Source organism: Pseudomonas syringae, from assembly GCF_001698815.1.
GTDB classification, from domain to species: domain Bacteria; phylum Pseudomonadota; class Gammaproteobacteria; order Pseudomonadales; family Pseudomonadaceae; genus Aquipseudomonas; species Aquipseudomonas syringae_A.
On record NZ_LGSI01000013.1, the window covers coordinates 1 to 16,772 of the forward strand.

Below are 16,772 nucleotides of genomic sequence, written 5' to 3' on the forward strand. Positions count from 1 at the left end.
GGCTTGGTTGGCGGGGGTGGGCATGGGCTAGTCCTTGGCCTGGGGAAAGGCAGAACTTTGCACCAATACAGGACAACAAAAAGTCGGATGCTGCGCACAGCATCCGTAGGATTTATCCCAAGAAACGCCCGACTAGCCATTCAGAATGAGATGGCTACTTCTGACACCCATCATCCTGCTGCTGCAACAAATTAGCCTGCGTCAGATTGCACCCGGCCGGCACGCTGCGGGTCAGCCAGACGTTGCCGCCGATGGTCGAGCCTTTGCCGATGGTGATGCGTCCGAGGATGGTTGCGCCGGCGTAGATCACTACGTCGTCTTCAACGATAGGGTGGCGTGCATGGCCTTTCTGCAACTGGCCGTCTTCGTCGGCCGGGAAGCGTTTCGCGCCGAGGGTCACGGCTTGATAGATGCGTACCCGCTCACCAATGATCGCGGTTTCGCCGATGACCACGCCTGTCCCGTGATCGATAAAGAAACTGCGGCCGATCTGCGCACCGGGGTGGATGTCGATGCCGGTGGCCGAGTGGGCGATCTCCGAGCTGATCCGCGCCAGCAACGGCAGGCCCGCGCGATAAAGATGGTGGGCAATCCGGTGATGAATGACTGCGAGAATTCCCGGGTAGCACAGCAGCACTTCGTCCACGCTGCGCGCTGCCGGGTCGCCGTGATAGGCGGCCAGCACGTCGGTGTCGAGCAGCGCGCGCATTGCGGGCAAGGCGCTGGCGAAACCCTGGATCAACTCCACCGCCCGCTCGTTCAGATTGCCCACTTCTTCGCCGCGCTGGTGGGCGACGTAGCGCAGCTCGAGGCGGGTCTGGGCTAGCAATGCGTTCAAAGCGACATCAAGCGTGTGCCCGACGTAGAAGTCTTCGCTTTCCTCCCGCAGGTCAACCGGCCCCAAACGCATGGGGAACAATGCACCGCACAACGCTTCAAGGATGTCGCGCATCGCCGCCCGTGAAGGCAGCTCGCGTCCACCGTGCTCGCCGCTGACGCGACCGTTGCTGGTGCGCCAGTCATTACGGGCCTGACGCAACTGGCTGACAATCTGCTGCAATTGCCAGTGGCTGGAACGGCCCTCGGCAGATGCCTCTGGAATATCGCTCACGCTGACTTCTCCTGGTTCGGATGCGGCTTTTTGTACGTTCGCCGCAGGTGCGCTCACTCTACGGCAAAGATTTAGCACGAAAAAATAACAATTTTTGTAGGACTTCTACTCTTGAAGCATAAGACCTTATGAGTTGCCCTGTAGGAAACGCCTGCCTATAGTCCAGCGACTCTCTACACGGCTTGACTATCACCATGATCAAAACACAGCTTGCTCGCTTCAATCGTCTGGACCTGATCGCTGCGCCCACTGCGCTGGAAAAACTCGAGCGGCTTTCGGTCTGGGCCGGTCGCGACATCTATATCAAGCGCGATGACACCACGACCCTGGCTCTGGGCGGCAACAAGGTGCGCAAGCTCGAATACCTTGCTGCCGATGCGCTGGCGCAGGGGGCGGATACGTTGATCACGGCGGGCGCGATCCAGTCCAACCATGTGCGCCAGACGGCGGCCCTCGCCGCGCGCCTGGGCCTGGGCTGCGTGGCTTTACTGGAAAATCCTATCGCCACTGACGACGTGAATTACCTGCACAACGGCAACCGGCTGCTGCTGGATCTGTTTGATGCCAAGGTCGAGTTGGTGGAAAACCTGGATAACGCCGACGAGCTGCTGCAAGCCCTCGCCGCTCGTCTGCAGTCCAGCGGCAAGAAACCGTATCTGGTGCCCATCGGTGGTTCCAGTGCCGTAGGCGCCCTGGGTTATGTGCGTGCAGGACTTGAGCTGGCTGCGCAGATCAAGGAGACCGGGCTGGAGTTCGCCGCCGTGGTGCTCGCTTCCGGCAGCGCCGGTACTCACAGCGGTCTGGCATTGGCGCTGGCAGAAGTGCTACCCAATCTGCCCGTGGTTGGCGTGACCGTATCGCGCACCGACGAGGCCCAGCGGCCCAAGGTGCAGAATCTCGCCGAACGCACCGCCGAACTGCTGGGCGTGCCGTTGCCAGCCGCGTTCAAAGTCGAACTGTGGGACGAATATTTTGCGCCGCGTTATGGCGAACCGAACGCCGGAACCCTGTCTGCAATCAAATTGATGGCCAGTCACGAAGGGATTTTGCTCGATCCGGTGTACACCGGCAAAGCGATGGCAGGCTTGCTCGATGGTATTGGACGCCAGCGTTTTGAGGACGGCCCGCTGATCTTTCTGCACACCGGCGGTGCGCCGGCCTTATTCGCTTACCCAGACGTTTTTTCCGGTCAGGACGACTGATTTGGCCGTATATTCCAAAAGTACATATTAAATAAGATTTTGATTATTTTGCATTATAAGCAGAGGCTTTTATGATCGCCGCCAGCAGGACTGCTGGCGCATCGAGCGTCTTGAAAAAGCTGGATAAACATTTGGTGCCAACGTAGCTTTCGTCGGGTCCGATTCTTGCCTGACATCAACAACAAAATATGGGGCTAGTCATGATTACTTCCGCAATCCGTCGTACGTTTCTGCTTTCAACCCTGAGCCTGGTGCTCGGCTCCGGCCTGATCGGTCAAGCCGTGGCCGGTGATCAGCTGCAGAAAATCAAGGACAGCGGCACCATCACCGTAGGTCTGGAAGGCACTTACCCGCCGTTCAGCTTCCAGGACGAAAACGGCAAGCTGGCAGGTTTCGAGGTCGAGTTTTCCGAAGCATTGGCCAAGGAACTGGGCGTAAAAGCCAAGCTGCAGTCGACCCCATGGGCAGGCATTCTCGCGGCGCTGGAATCCAAGCGTCTGGACGTGGTGATCAATCAGGTCACGATTTCCGAAGAGCGCAAAAAGAAGTATGACTTCTCCACGCCTTACACCATCTCCGGTATCCAGGCGCTGGTGCAGAAAAAGAACGCTGCCAAGTTTAAAGTCGCAGCCGATCTGAAGGGCGCGAAAGTGGGCGTTGGTCTGGGCACCAATTACGAGCAGTGGCTGAAGGAAAATGTACCGGACGCGATCGTCAAAACCTACGACGATGATCCGACCAAGTACCAGGACCTGCGCGTTGGTCGTATCGACGCCATTCTGGTCGACCGTCTCGCCGCCCTCGAGCTGCTCAGCAAAACCAAAGACAGCCTGGCTGTTTCCGGCGAACCGTTCTCCCGTCAGGAAGCTGGCATCGCCCTGCGCAAAGGCGAGCCTGAGCTGCTGGCAGCCATTAACAAGGCCATCGACAAACTGCGCGCTGACGGCACCCTCGCCAAGCTGTCGCAGAAGTATTTCCAGGCTGACGTGACCAAATGATTGAAGAGAGCCTAAAGCTCGCGCTGGACTCCGCGCCCTTTCTGATAAAGGGCGCGTACTACACGGTATTCCTCAGCCTGGGTGGCATGTTCTTCGGCTTGCTGCTGGGCTTCGGCCTGGCGCTGATGCGCTTGTCGCGGCTGATTGCGCTACGCGGTATTGCCCGGGTCTACGTGTCGTTCTTTCGCGGAACACCGCTACTGGTCCAACTGTTCATGATCTATTACGGCTTGCCGCAATTGGGCATTGAGCTGGACCCGTTGCCTGCCGCGCTGATCGGCTTTTCGTTGAACATGGGCGCGTACGCGTGCGAAATCCTGCGGGCGGCTATCGGTTCGGTGGATCGTGGCCAGTGGGAAGCTGCCGCCAGCATGGGCATGACGCGTGGCCAGGCGATGCGCCGGGCGATCCTGCCTCAGGCCGCCCGCACCGCCTTGCCGCCGTTGGGCAACAGCTTTATCTCATTGGTCAAGGACACGGCGCTGGCAGCAACTATCCAGGTGCCGGAGCTGTTCCGTCAGGCGCAGTTGATTACCGCCAGGACCTTCGAAATCTTCACCATGTATCTGGCCGCGGCGCTCATCTACTGGATTCTTGCCACCGCGCTCTCGCACTTGCAAAACCGCCTCGAAGCGAGGGTGAATCGGCATGACCTGGAGTCTTGAACATGATCGTGGTTGAAAAACTGACCAAGGAATTCAAAGGCCAGCAAGTGCTCAAGGGCATTGATCTGCGCGTCGAAGCCGGGGAAGTGGTGGCTATTATCGGGCCCAGCGGCTCGGGCAAGACGACCTTGCTGCGTTGTCTGAATTTTCTCGAAGAGCCTACCAGCGGCAAGATTATCGTTGGCGACATCGCGGTTGATGGCAGTCGCCCTTTGAGCCAGCAACAAGGCCTGATTCGCCAGTTGCGCCAGCATGTGGGTTTTGTGTTCCAGAACTTCAATCTGTTTCCGCACCGCACCGCTTTGGAAAACGTCATGGAAGGCCCTGTGGTGGTCAAGAAGATCGCGCGGGAACTGGCAATGGAACAAGGCCGCAAGCTGCTCGCCAAGGTCGGCCTCGCGGGTAAGGAAAATGCCTATCCGCGACGTCTGTCGGGCGGTCAGCAGCAGCGGGTGGCAATTGCACGCGCGCTCGCGATGGAGCCGGAAGTGATTCTTTTCGACGAGCCCACCTCTGCTCTGGACCCGGAGCTGGTGGGCGAAGTGCTCGCAACGATTCGCGCGCTGGCCGAAGAAAAACGCACCATGGTCATCGTCACTCACGAAATGAGTTTTGCCCGTGACGTGGCGAATCGGGTGATTTTCATCGACAAGGGCGTGATCGTCGAGCAAGGGGAAGCCAAGGAATTGTTTGCCAACCCTCGTGAAGAACGGACTCGGCAATTTCTGGAACGAAGTCGCTCCTGATCCTACGTCACCCAGTAAAAAAACCAGCGCCATTCGGCGCTGTTTTTCTGTGCCTTACATTTGTACAACAATTGAACGATCTAAACCGCTGTTAGATCGATCAAGCGTTCGCTTCTGGAATGATCAGTTTTATCAGGGCAAACTTATCCAGTCATTACAGTCGGTAAGAGTGCGTCATAAAAAGTCATACCCACTGTCCCCTCACGACCGCATACCCAACGCCCAAAGACTCTTCATTCGCATGAGCAGTCATATATTGAAGTGGGAAGACCCTGACCTGCTTCGTAATAAGACTGTGGTGTTTGTGTAGGAAACGTCTAATTCAGCGTTTCGCCAATATCTCATCCCCATTACATATTGACAGGCACGCGCAAACCCCATTAGCTCGAAAATAAACCTCCATTCAAAACTCTGAGCTTATTACAAGCTTCAATTACATACAGTTTGTAATGTTTGCCATAACTCTGATCTCTAAGGTACTTATCCCCGCGCCGTTTTTCGGTGAACTGCCCGACACTCGCTATTACCGAAGCCAACGGACTCATTATTTATCTAACAAATCGCCATGAGTATTCAGCCATGCCCCACGCACCCTGCAAAACCAGCATCCCCAAGCTGTTCGCGCCGTACCTGCCCCAGGCTCACAACCACGGCGTCGGTATTCGCGCCGCAGCCCATCTGTTAGTCAATATTGACCCCTACCCTGCGATGGACGAAGGAGACTTGATCGAATTGTTCTGGGATGGCTGTTACGTCGCGTCAAAACTTTTAGGTAAGTCTGACATCGGCTACACAGTAGTCCTACGCGTGCCGGAAAGTTTCCTACAAACCGGGACGATCAAAACCTGCTATCGCGTCATGAAAGTGGGAGGCGCGCCGGTTACTTCGCCCAGCCGCAAGCTCAGGGTAAAACTTGATGTGCCCGGCGGGCAGCTCCTGACGCTCAGCGATGAAGAAAACCAGGGTCTGGCACCCGTCTCTTTGCCAGAGGCAGTGATCCGTTATGGGTTGATTTCCCGGTATGCAAAAACCGGCATGCCACTGGGCATCGAGCCTTATCTCAACATGGCACCCAGCGATGAAATCACGCTGCGTTGGGGAGATGTGCGCATGGACCTGCCGCCATTGAAAGCCGAGAACGTCGGCAAAGCCGTCAGCCTGATCGTGCCGCCAACGTTGATTCTGGAAGCGGGGCGGGAACAGCAAGTGGACGTGACTTACTGCATCATTGATCGGGTGGGCAACAACTCACGGTGGGCACCCGCCCGTGAAATTAACGTCAACACCCAAGTAAACCGCTGTCAGTGACTGGCCGAATGTCCCTGAAAAAACCACTGGTACGCGCGGGTTGTTTATCTCGACCCGCCGTATTGGTAGTGCTGGCAGCTATACAACCTGTGAGCTGGCTCACATTGAGCCACGTGCCGAGAGGTTTCCTACACCGAATTACATATCGGCCTACAGGCTTTTTTAAACCTGACCGGTGCTCACTGCTAGCCTTCTGAATGCATTGCATTACTGCAAGAGGGTTATGCTCATGGCGCGTAATAAACTGCTAAAGATATGCATTTTGTTAATGGTCTTCGGCTCGTGTCTGACGTATGCGCAACACGCTTGAAAACCTGTGAATTTCACCTTCTATGCTTATTCCAAAATACTCGTTTATTTAATATTTATACGCCTTTACGGTATATAGACCGGACCACCGGACATCGTGATTTATCCTGCCGCTACTTGCGGCATCTGACGCGAGGTTCGTATGGTCATTTCCCGCTCCATCCACAGGCAGAACAACGAAATATTGCGCAGCCCGAGAGGCCGCAAAAATGTCTGAGCTGGCTGCCCGCGCCTTGCGCACCGCACCGGCCGCACTTCAGCCGGACAGCGCACCGCCTGTATTCGCGGCCGTGATTCTGCAAAACGACGCTCAGGCTATCGCAGCGGCCCATCAGTTGGCTGACTATGCCCGCTTGCAGGCCTCTCAACGCGATGCCGAGCGGCTGTTGCCCTGGTCGGAAATCGAACAGTTTACCCAAAGCGGCCTGGGCAGTATTTCCATCCCGCGCGCTTACGGCGGTCCGCAGGTTTCATTCGTCACCATCGCCGAGGTATTCAGAATAATTTCTGCTGCCGACCCGGCGCTGGGGCAGATTCCGCAGAACCAGTTCGGGATCATTCATTTATTGCAGAACAGCGCCACCGAGACGCAGAAAGCAGTCTTGTTCAAAAGCGTGCTGGACGGCTGGCGAATCGGCAACGCCGGTCCGGAACGCGGTACGAAAAATACCCTGGAGCTCAAGGCTCGCATCACCGCTCAGGGCGGAAAGTTCGTCATAAACGGTCAGAAGTTTTACTCCACCGGCGCGCTATTCGCCCATTGGGTTGCAGTGAAAGCACTCAACGAGCAAGGCCAGCAAATCATGGCTTTTGTTCCGCGCGGCACTGCCGGGTTGCAGATCGTCGATGACTGGTCGGGCTTCGGCCAGCGCACCACTGCAAGCGGCACGGTGCTGCTGGATAACGTGCAGATCGATGGCGCACTGGTTGTTGATAACTGGCGTCTGTCCCTGACGCCGAACATTCAGGGCGCGGTCTCGCAGCTTATTCAGGCAGCCATCGACGCCGGCATTGCCCGCGCCGCCATCGACGACACCATCGAATTTGTCAGACAACGCTCGCGGCCCTGGGTCGACGCCCATGTGGAGCGGGCCAGTGACGATCCTTATGTCATCGCCGACATCGGCAAGCTCAAACTCGAACTGCACGCCGCGGAAGCCTTGCTGCGCGAGTCGGCCAAGGTGCTCGACGAGGTCAACGCCAAGCCCATCGACGAATACTCGGCGGCACGCGCCTCGATTGCAGTTGCCCGCGCCAAAGTGCTGACCACCGAAATCTCACTGCTGGCCAGCGAAAAGCTGTTCGAACTGGCTGGCAGCCGCGCGACGCTGGCCGAGTTCAACCTGGACCGGCACTGGCGTAACGCCCGCGTCCACACGCTCCACGATCCGGTGCGCTGGAAATACCACGCCGTCGGTGCGTGGCACCTCAACGGCACCTTGCCCGCCCGCCATTCGTGGATTTGAACCAGACCACTGGAGACACCGTTATGAGTCTTGATCTTCAACCACGTCAACGCGTCGCCATTATCGACAGCGATCACGAGGCTCTGCGCGTCGCCCATGAGCTGGCCGCGCATTTCAAGCGCGACAGCGCCGTACGTGATCGTGAGCGTCGGCTGCCCCATGCCGAACTGGAGCTGTTCAGCCGCTCCGGGCTTTGGGGTATCAGCGTGCCCAAGGCATTTGGCGGCGCGGGCGTATCGAATGTCACGCTGGCGAAGGTCATTCGCCTGATCAGCGAAGCCGATGGATCGTTGGGACAGATCCCACAGAATCATTTCTACGCACTGGAAGTCCTGCGCGTGAACGGCAATCCTGAACAGCAAAAGCGCCTGTACGCCGAAGCCCTGGCAGGTTTCAGGTTCGGCAACGCACTGGCAGAACTCGGCACCAAAACCGCCCATGATCGCACCACGCGGCTGACTCGCGACGGCGATGGTTATCGCATCAACGGCCGTAAGTTCTATTCGACTGGCGCACTGTACGCACAGCGAATTCCCACCTCGGTGGTCGACGAAAATGGCGTGCAACAACTGGCGTTTGTGCCCGCCGACAGCGAAGGTCTGACAGTCGTTGACGACTGGAGCGGCTTTGGCCAGCGCACCACGGGCAGCGGATCGGTGGTGTTTGAAGAGGTTTTCGTCAGCGCCAGCGATGTGATCCCGTTTCAGAGCGCCTTCGAGCGGCCCACTACAGTCGGCCCGCTGGCGCAGATTCTTCATGCCGCCATCGACACCGGCATCGCTCGCGCCGCCTTTGAAGACGCGCTGCATTTCGTGCGCACTCGCACCCGGCCGTGGATCGATTCGGGCATCGAAAAAGCCGTGGATGACCCGCTGACCCTGCATAGCTTCGGCAAGTTGGGCATTCGTTTGTATGCCGCAGAAGCGTTGCTGGATCGTGCCGGTGAATTCCTGGATATCGCCCAGGCCGACAGCAGTGCGGAAAACGTAGCCGCCGCGTCCATCGCCGTCGCCGAAGCCCGAGCGATCAGCACCGAGATTTCCCTCGCCGCAGGCAGCACGTTGTTCGAACTGGCCGGCAGCCAGGCGACGCTGGCCGAACACGGCCTCGACCGCCACTGGCGCAATGCGCGGGTGCATACCTTGCACGACCCGGTGCGTTGGAAATATCACGCCATCGGCAATTATTACCTCAACGATCAGAACCCACCGTTGCGGGGGACCATCTGATGGCGAAGAAAAAGATCCTGCTCAACGCGTTCAACATGAACTGCATCGGCCATATCAATCACGGTTTGTGGACCCATCCGCGCGACAATTCCACCCAGTACAAGACTCTTGAATACTGGACCGAACTGGCGCAATTGCTGGAGCGCGGCCTGTTCGATGGCTTGTTCATTGCCGACATTGTTGGCGTGTATGACGTGTACCAGAACTCGGTGGACGTGCCGCTCAAGGAGTCGATCCAGCTGCCGGTCAACGACCCGCTGCTGCTGGTTTCGGCCATGGCCGCCGTCACGAAAAACCTCGGTTTCGGACTGACCGCGAACCTGACTTACGAAGCGCCGTATCTATTCGCACGCCGCATGTCGACGCTGGACCACCTAAGCCGTGGTCGAGTGGGTTGGAACATTGTTACCGGTTACCTCGACAGCGCCGCCCGGTCCATGGGTTTGAACGAGCAGGTCGAACATGATCGCCGCTACGATCAGGCCGACGAATACCTGCAGGTTTTATACAAACTCTGGGAAGGCAGCTGGGAAGACGACGCCGTGCTTAACGATCCGCAACAGCGGATTTACGCGCAGCCGGACAAAGTCCACAAGGTGCGGCACAAGGGCGAGTTTTATCAGGTTGAGGGTTATCACCTGTGCGAACCGTCGCCGCAGCGCACGCCGGTTTTGTTTCAGGCTGGCAGTTCCGAGCGGGGTTTGCAGTTCGCCGGCAGTCACGCCGAATGCGTATTCATCAGTGGCCAGAACAAGCCTGCGACTCGCGAGCAAGTCGATAAAGTTCGCGCCAGCGCCGAGGCCGCCGGGCGTAATCCAGACGACATCAAAGTGTTCATGGGCCTCAACGTGATCGTCGGCGCGACTGAAGCCGAAGCCCGGGCCAAGCATGCCGAATACCGCGAGTTCGCCAGCGCCGAAGCGGGTGTGGCGCATTTTGCGGCGTCCACGGGCATCGATTTTTCCGAATACGAACTGGACGAGCCGATCCAGTACGTGAAAAGCAACGCCATTCAGTCGGCCACGAAAAACCTGAAAAACAACGACTGGACCCGGCAAAAACTCCTCGACCAGCACGCGTTGGGCGGGCGCTACATCACGGTGATCGGCTCGCCCGCGCAAGTGGCCGACGAGTTGGAATCCTGGATCGCCGAAACCGGCCTGGACGGCTTCAACCTGACCCGCATCGTCACCCCGGAAAGCTACGCGGATTTCATCGATCTGGTAATCCCCGAACTGCAACGCCGTGGCTCGTACAAAACCGCCTACGACAACGGCAGCTTGCGGGAAAAGTTGTTTCCCGAGGGCGGCGCGCGGTTGCCGGAGCGGCATGTGGGGGCGAGTTATCGGCACTGAAGAACGCTCTCGTAGGACCGGCTTTAGCCGGGAGGAGGTCGGTACATCCAATGGGTTTGTATCGTCCGCAATGCAGACCTCCCGGCTGAAGCCGGTCCTACGACCCGACTTTGCTCCACCGAATCCGTAAGACCAAACAACACAAAACCTAACCTTGCAGCGCACCGGAATATCACCATGAGCAAACTGATCGCTACCCTGGCCTTGAGCCTGTTGACACTCACCGCCCATGCCGCCGACCAGCCCTTGAAAGTCGGCACCACGGCAGCCTTCGCCATTCCGCTGGAAGCGGCTGTCGAGGAGGCCGGCAAGCAAGGCCTGAAGGTTGAGCTGGTTGAATTCACCGACTGGATCGCGCCCAACGTCAGCCTCGCGGCGGGCGATATCGACGTGAATTACTTCCAGCACATCCCGTTCCTGACCAACGCCAACGAAGCCGCCGGTTTCAATCTGGTGCCTTATGCGCCGGGGATCATCAACAACGTCGGGCTGTATTCGAAAAAGTACAAAAGCTTCGATGAGTTGCCCACCGGCGCTACCGTGGCCATTGCCAACGACCCGATCAACAGCGGGCGCGGCCTGCAATTGCTGGCCAAGGCGGGCTTGATCACCCTTAAGCCGGGCGTAGGTTTCAAGGCCACCGAAGAAGACATCACCGCCAACCCGAAGAAGCTCAAGCTGATTCAGGTCGAAGCCGTGCAATTGGTGCGTGCTTATGAAGACGCCGATCTGGTGCAGGGTTATCCCGCTTATATTCGCCTGGCGAAAACCTTCGATGCGTCCTCGGCGATTCTGTTCGACGGCCTCGATCACCCGGAATACGTGATTCAGTTCGTGATCAAGCCTGACCACAAGAACGACCCGCGCCTGGCCAGGTTCATCGACATCTATCAGCACTCGCCGGTGGTTCGCGCAGCGCTGGACAAGGTCAATGGCAAGCTCTACCAAGCTGGCTGGGAAGGCTGATATGAATGCCACCGTGCAACGCCAACTGCCACTCGAAGCCACGGGCGCAGCGCATTCGGCATATCACGCCGAGCTGCACGCCGACCTGAATCGCGCTCACGTGCGCTTCATCAATCTGGGCAAGACCTATCAAGGCCAGCAAGGTCCGGTCGATGCCTTGCAGAACATCGACCTGGCAATTCAGCGCGGCGAAATCTTCGGCATCATCGGTCGCAGCGGCGCGGGTAAATCGTCACTGATCCGCACCATCAACCGTCTTGAGCAACCCAGCAGCGGCCGGGTGCTCATTGATCAGACTGACATTGGCGAGTTCAACGAAGACAAGCTGGTGGAGCTGCGCCGGCGGATCGGCATGATCTTCCAGCACTTCAACCTGATGTCGGCCAAGACCGTGTGGCAGAACGTCGAGTTGCCGTTGAAGGTCGCGGGTGTGCCCAAGGAGCAGCGCCAGCGCAAAGTCACCGAACTGCTGGAGCTGGTGGGCTTGCAAGACAAGCACAAAGCGTATCCCGCGCAGCTGTCTGGCGGCCAGAAACAGCGCGTCGGCATTGCCCGCGCGCTGGTGCATGACCCGGCGATTCTGCTCTGTGACGAAGCGACTTCGGCGCTGGACCCGGAAACCACCCAGTCGATTCTCGGCCTGCTGCGCGAAATCAATCAGCGGCTGGGCCTGACGGTCATTCTCATCACCCACGAGATGGCGGTAATTCGCGATATCTGTGATCGCGTCGTGGTGCTTGAACAAGGCCGCGTCGTCGAGCAAGGCCCGGTCTGGCAGGTGTTCGGCGATCCGCGTCACGAGGTCAGCAAAACCTTGCTCGCGCCGCTACAACACGGCGTTCCCGAAGACCTGCAATCGCGCATTGCTGCGCAGCCGCAGCAACCGGGGGCAGCCGTGGTGCTGGATCTGCACTTCACCGGCGAGACCGGCGCTGAACCGGATCTGGCCGCGCTGTTCGGCGCATTGGGCGGGCGCGTCAGCCTGTTGCAAGGCGGCGTCGAACGTATTCAGGGTCGCGCGCTCGGGCATCTGCTGCTGTCGATTGCCGACTCGCCGCATTCGCGTGAAGAACTGCTGATCAGGGCGCGCAAACAGGCGCAACACGCGGAGGTCATCGGCTATGTGGTTTGACCGTTTGCTACAAGGCACTATCGACACCTTCCTGATGGTTGGCGTGTCCTCGCTCATCGCGTTGCTGCTGGGCATCCCGCTGGCGGTGATTCTGGTCACCAGCTCCAAAGGCGGCATCTATCAGGCACCGGGCTTGAATCGTGTACTGGGCGGTTTTGTGAACCTGTTTCGCTCGATCCCGTTTCTTATTCTGATGGTGGCGCTGATCCCCTTTACCCGGCTGATCGTTGGCACGACGTATGGCGTGTGGGCCGCAGTGGTACCGCTGACCATCGCCGCCACACCGTTCTTCGCCCGCATCGCCGAAGTCAGCCTGCGCGAAGTCGATCACGGTTTGATCGAAGCTGCCCAGGCCATGGGTTGCCGACGCTGGCACATTGTCTGGCACGTGCTGTTGCCTGAAGCGCTGCCGGGGATTGTCGGCGGCTTTACCATCACGCTGGTAACGATGATCAACTCGTCGGCCATGGCCGGCGCAATCGGCGCGGGCGGCCTGGGCGACATTGCTTATCGCTACGGCTATCAACGCTTCGACAGCCAGGTGATGCTGACCGTGATTGTCCTGCTAGTGGTGTTGGTGGCGGTGATTCAGCTGGGCGGTGATCGGCTGGCGCGAGGCTTGAACAAGCGCTGAGTGGGGTATATTCACGGCATCAACTGCCTGGAACGACCCGCCATGAAACTCGCACCGCAGGATCTCGCGCAGATTACCGAGACCACCGTTGGCCACTACAACCAGGTGGCCGACGCGTTTCGCGAAGGCACCCGCGACCACGATGTCAGCCAGAACATCGCTGCGTTGCTGCGCCATATAGAAAGCCAGGCGCCGTGGCAGATCCTGGATTTCGGCTGCGGGCCGGGCCGCGACTTGAAGACCTTCACCGCCATGGGCCACATCGCCGTCGGCCTGGACGGCTCGGAGCGCTTCGCCGAAATGGCCCGCGCCGAGACCGGTTGCGAAGTCTGGCAGCAGAGCTTTCTCGAACTGAATCTTCCCGCAGAACGCTTCGATGGCATCTTCGCCAACGCCGCGTTATTCCATGTCCCGAAGCAAGAACTGCCACGGGTGCTGCAACAACTGCACGCCACCCTGAAACCCGGCGGCGTCCTTTTCAGCTCCAACCCACGCGGCGAAAATCGTGAAGGCTGGAACGGCCCGCGTTATGGCTCATACCACGATCTTGAGGCGTGGCGCGGCCTGCTGATCGAGGCCGGATTCAGCGAGTTGGAATATTACTACAGACCTGAAGGCCTGCCGCTGGAGCGGCAGCCGTGGCTGGCGAGTGTTTGGCGGCGATAGACGGATGACTGTGGGAGCCCCACTGTGGGAGATTCTATGTTTGAGGGCAACCCACAGATGCCGCAGATGTGGCGTCTGCACCGACGCCTTCCCGGATAAATCCGGTCCCACGGGATGACCGCATTTCACCTGTGGGAGCGAGCTTGCTCGCGAAGGCGGCGACCAGAAACATTCGCGAGCAAGCTCGCCCCCACGGGTTCCATTTCAGACCCGTATCTACAGGCAATAAAAAACCGCCCCGAAGGGCGGTTTTTTTTAGCTAATCCGAATCTTACAGTTTCGGACCCGCTGCCTTGATTGCGTCGCTCACTTCAAACTTCTTGAAGTTCTCGATGAACAGGCTGGCGAGTGCCTTGGCCGATTCGTCGTAGGCAGCCTTGTCAGCCCAGGTGTTGCGCGGGTTGAGCAGGTTGGTTTCAACGCCCGGTACGGTCAGCGGCACGTCGAGGTTGATGGTGTCCAGGTGTTCGGTGGCTGCGCCGATCAGTGCGCCGCTCTGGATGGCTGCAATCACGCCACGAGTGGTCGGGATGTTGAAGCGTTTGCCGACGCCGTAGCCGCCGCCGGTCCAGCCGGTGTTGACCAGGTAAACCTTGGAGCCGAAACCGCGGATGCGCTTGATCAGCAGCTCTGCGTATTCGCCAGCCGGACGCGGGAAGAATGGCGCGCCGAAGCAGGTGGAGAAGGTCGACTTGATGCCGCTGCCCGAACCCATTTCAGTGGAGCCCACCAGCGCGGTGTAACCCGACAGGAAGTGGTAAGCCGCTTGTTCTTCGCTGAGGATCGACACGGGTGGCAGGACGCCGGTCAGGTCGCAGGTCAGGAAGATCACAGCGTTCGGCTCGCCGCCGAGGTTCAGCGGTGCGCGTTTTTCGATCAGTTCACGCGGGTAAGCGGCGCGGCTGTTCTGGGTCAGGCTGTCGTCGGCGTAGTCGGCTTTCTTGGTGACCGGGTCGAGAACCACGTTTTCCAGGACGGCGCCGTGCTGGATGGCTTTCCAGATGACAGGCTCGTTCTTCTCGGAGAGGTCGATGCACTTGGCATAGCAACCGCCCTCGATGTTGAACACCACGCCAACGCCCCAGCCATGTTCGTCGTCGCCGATCAGGTAACGGCTTTCGTCAGCCGACAGGGTGGTTTTGCCGGTGCCGGACAGGCCGAAGAACAACGTGACGTCGCCCTCTTCGCCCATGTTGGCCGCACAGTGCATTGGCAGCACGTCGACCGCTGGCAGCAGGAAGTTCTGTACCGAGAACAGCGCCTTCTTCATTTCACCGGCGTAACGCATGCCGGCGATCAGCACTTTCTTGGCTGCGAAGTTGATGATCACGGTGCCGTCGGAATTGGTGCCGTCACGCTCTGGCTCGCAGACGAACCACGGGGCGTTCTGGATCTGCCACTCGTCCTTGCCACCAGCGTTGTATTGTTCAGGATTGATGAACAGGCAACGGCCGAACAGGTTGTGCCAGGCAGTTTCAGTGGTCATCTTGACCGGCAGGTAGTGCGCCGGATCAGAGCCTACATGAACGTAGGAAACGAAACTTTCGCGCTCGCCCAGGTAAGCGGCAACGCGGTCCCACAAGGCGTCGAACTTGTCCGCCGGAAACTTGCGGTTGATAGGGCCCCAGGCGATAGCGTCCTGGGTGCTCGGCTCTTCAACAATGAAACGATCAACCGGCGAGCGGCCAGTACGATGGCCTGTTTTCACAACCAGAGCGCCAGTATCGGAAAGTTCGCCTTCGCCGCGGGCAAGAGCTTCCTTGACCAGTTCGTCGATGCTCAGATCGGTGTACACAGCGTTATTGGTTTGCGTCATGAGGGTCCCCGTCGGCCAGTGGCCGAGTGCTCCAAACGGTTTTGTAGTAAAAAAACAACCACTACTACAGCGGAAAAGTGGGCCGGATTATGCCAGAAAAGCCTAAAAAAAGTAGGGTCCTCCTGTCAGAAGAACGACACCGTGGTTCCAAGCGTGTCACAACGTGGTTACGTGCCTGTTTAATGACGCGTATCAGAGGGCGAATCCACACCGCCGCCCGCGAACAACTGCGCGATGTCGGTGGCATCGAACAAATAGCGTTCATTGCAGAACTGACAATCGATCTCCACCGTTCCGTTGTGCTCGATGACCAACTGCTGCGCGTCTTCCAGCCCGAGGCTGACCAGCGCGTTGGCGGAGCGCTCCCGTGAACAGCTGCAACGGAAGCAAATCGGTTGCATCTCGAACATCCGCACCGGGTCCTGGTGAAACAGCCGGTGCAGCACGGTTTCATTGTCCAGGCTCAACAACTCTTCCGCTGTGAGAGTACTGGCCAGCGTGGTCACGTGTTCCCAGCTGGCGTCGCGCTCTTCGGAATCGGTGATGCGTGCGGCGGGCAACTGTTGCAATAGCAGGCCTCGGGCGCGATGGCCGTCAGCGCGCAACCAGAAACGTGTGCCCAACTGCTCCGACATCACGAAGTAGCTGGAAAGGCTCTCGGACAGGTCGGCGCCGTCCAGGGCGACAATGCCTTGATAGCGTTTGCCCTGCCGTGGATCGACCGTCAGGGTCAGCGAGCCATCGGGCATCAGGTCCTGCAGGCCGGCGCCCGGCAGGATCTGCGACTCCTCATAGCGAGCAATACCGCGCAGCTCGCGCTCGCTGGAGCATTCAACCATCAACAACGGGACGGCTCCGCTGGAACGCGCCTGAAGAATCAGCAAACCTTCGAATTTCAAAGTGCCTACCAGCAACGCAGCGGCAGCCATCAGCTCGCCGAGCAGCTGCGCGACGGGCTCCGGGTACGGATGCTTGGCGAGTACTTCAGCATAGCTGCGTTCCAGCGCGACCAGCTCGCCGCGCACGTCGGTCTCGTCGAAGATGAAGCGCTGGGTGTAGTCGATATCCGGGAAATCATGCATAGGGAAAGAGGTATCTGAAGTGATGACAAAAATGATGACAAGCGTCTATAAAGCGCCGTTTCGCACTTTAGTGGTGCGACTTGCCAT

Annotated in this window: 15 protein-coding genes; 12 read left to right on the forward strand and 3 right to left on the reverse strand. The window is 58.7% G+C overall.

What is annotated here, in order from left to right; all coding sequences use genetic code 11:
- Positions 1–154 precede the first annotated feature (154 nt).
- Positions 155–1,111, reverse strand: a complete 957-nt coding sequence (gene epsC / locus AFK24_RS03220) for a serine O-acetyltransferase EpsC (protein ID WP_065831867.1) — start codon at positions 1,109–1,111, stop codon at positions 155–157.
- Between the two features lie 194 nt (positions 1,112–1,305).
- Here epsC and AFK24_RS03225 point away from each other — a divergent pair, with 194 nt between their 5' ends.
- The 12 genes from AFK24_RS03225 (at position 1,306) to AFK24_RS03280 (ending at position 13,787) form a co-directional block, all read left to right on the forward strand.
- Entirely contained in the window at positions 1,306–2,313 is a 1,008-nt protein-coding gene (locus AFK24_RS03225) for a D-cysteine desulfhydrase (protein WP_065831868.1), read from the forward strand.
- A 200-nt stretch (positions 2,314–2,513) separates the two neighbouring features.
- On the forward strand, positions 2,514–3,311 hold the full coding sequence (tcyJ, locus tag AFK24_RS03230; RefSeq protein WP_065831869.1) for a cystine ABC transporter substrate-binding protein: 798 nt from the start codon (positions 2,514–2,516) through the stop codon (positions 3,309–3,311).
- Positions 3,308–3,976, forward strand: coding sequence for a cystine ABC transporter permease (tcyL, locus tag AFK24_RS03235; RefSeq protein WP_065831870.1), 669 nt, complete (start codon positions 3,308–3,310; stop codon positions 3,974–3,976). Before tcyJ ends, tcyL begins: the two co-directional genes overlap by 4 nt.
- Before the next feature lie 2 nt (positions 3,977–3,978).
- Positions 3,979–4,722, forward strand: coding sequence for an L-cystine ABC transporter ATP-binding protein TcyN (gene tcyN / locus AFK24_RS03240; RefSeq protein ID WP_065831871.1), 744 nt, complete (start codon positions 3,979–3,981; stop codon positions 4,720–4,722).
- Between the two features lie 579 nt (positions 4,723–5,301).
- Positions 5,302–6,030, forward strand: coding sequence for a hypothetical protein (locus tag AFK24_RS03245; protein WP_065831872.1), 729 nt, complete (start codon positions 5,302–5,304; stop codon positions 6,028–6,030).
- A 518-nt stretch (positions 6,031–6,548) separates the two neighbouring features.
- Positions 6,549–7,805 carry an SfnB family sulfur acquisition oxidoreductase gene (locus tag AFK24_RS03250; protein ID WP_065831873.1) on the forward strand — a complete coding sequence of 419 codons (1,257 nt, stop codon included), beginning with the start codon at positions 6,549–6,551 and terminating at the stop codon, positions 7,803–7,805.
- A 23-nt stretch (positions 7,806–7,828) separates the two neighbouring features.
- Positions 7,829–9,034: an SfnB family sulfur acquisition oxidoreductase gene (locus tag AFK24_RS03255; protein ID WP_065831874.1), complete on the forward strand. Its 1,206-nt coding sequence runs from the start codon at positions 7,829–7,831 to the stop codon at positions 9,032–9,034.
- Positions 9,034–10,389, forward strand: a complete 1,356-nt coding sequence (locus AFK24_RS03260) for an LLM class flavin-dependent oxidoreductase (protein ID WP_065831875.1) — start codon at positions 9,034–9,036, stop codon at positions 10,387–10,389. Before AFK24_RS03255 ends, AFK24_RS03260 begins: the two co-directional genes overlap by 1 nt.
- 177 nt (positions 10,390–10,566) lie before the next feature.
- On the forward strand, positions 10,567–11,355 hold the full coding sequence (locus AFK24_RS03265; RefSeq protein ID WP_065831876.1) for a MetQ/NlpA family ABC transporter substrate-binding protein: 789 nt from the start codon (positions 10,567–10,569) through the stop codon (positions 11,353–11,355).
- Between the two features lies 1 nt (position 11,356).
- On the forward strand, positions 11,357–12,487 hold the full coding sequence (locus AFK24_RS03270) for a methionine ABC transporter ATP-binding protein (protein ID WP_065831877.1): 1,131 nt from the start codon (positions 11,357–11,359) through the stop codon (positions 12,485–12,487).
- Positions 12,477–13,121 carry a methionine ABC transporter permease gene (locus AFK24_RS03275; RefSeq protein WP_020293251.1) on the forward strand — a complete coding sequence of 215 codons (645 nt, stop codon included), beginning with the start codon at positions 12,477–12,479 and terminating at the stop codon, positions 13,119–13,121. The genes AFK24_RS03270 and AFK24_RS03275 overlap by 11 nt, the downstream gene beginning before the upstream one ends.
- A gap of 42 nt (positions 13,122–13,163) precedes the next feature.
- On the forward strand, positions 13,164–13,787 hold the full coding sequence (locus AFK24_RS03280) for a class I SAM-dependent methyltransferase (protein WP_065831878.1): 624 nt from the start codon (positions 13,164–13,166) through the stop codon (positions 13,785–13,787).
- A 271-nt stretch (positions 13,788–14,058) separates the two neighbouring features.
- Here AFK24_RS03280 and AFK24_RS03285 read toward each other — a convergent pair whose 3' ends face one another.
- Both AFK24_RS03285 and hslO read right to left on the reverse strand, forming a co-directional pair.
- Positions 14,059–15,603: a phosphoenolpyruvate carboxykinase gene (locus AFK24_RS03285; protein ID WP_065831879.1), complete on the reverse strand. Its 1,545-nt coding sequence runs from the start codon at positions 15,601–15,603 to the stop codon at positions 14,059–14,061.
- Between the two features lie 179 nt (positions 15,604–15,782).
- A complete protein-coding gene (hslO, locus tag AFK24_RS03290; RefSeq protein ID WP_065831880.1) occupies positions 15,783–16,685 on the reverse strand; it encodes an Hsp33 family molecular chaperone HslO in 903 nt (300 codons plus the stop codon).
- Positions 16,686–16,772 lie beyond the last annotated feature (87 nt).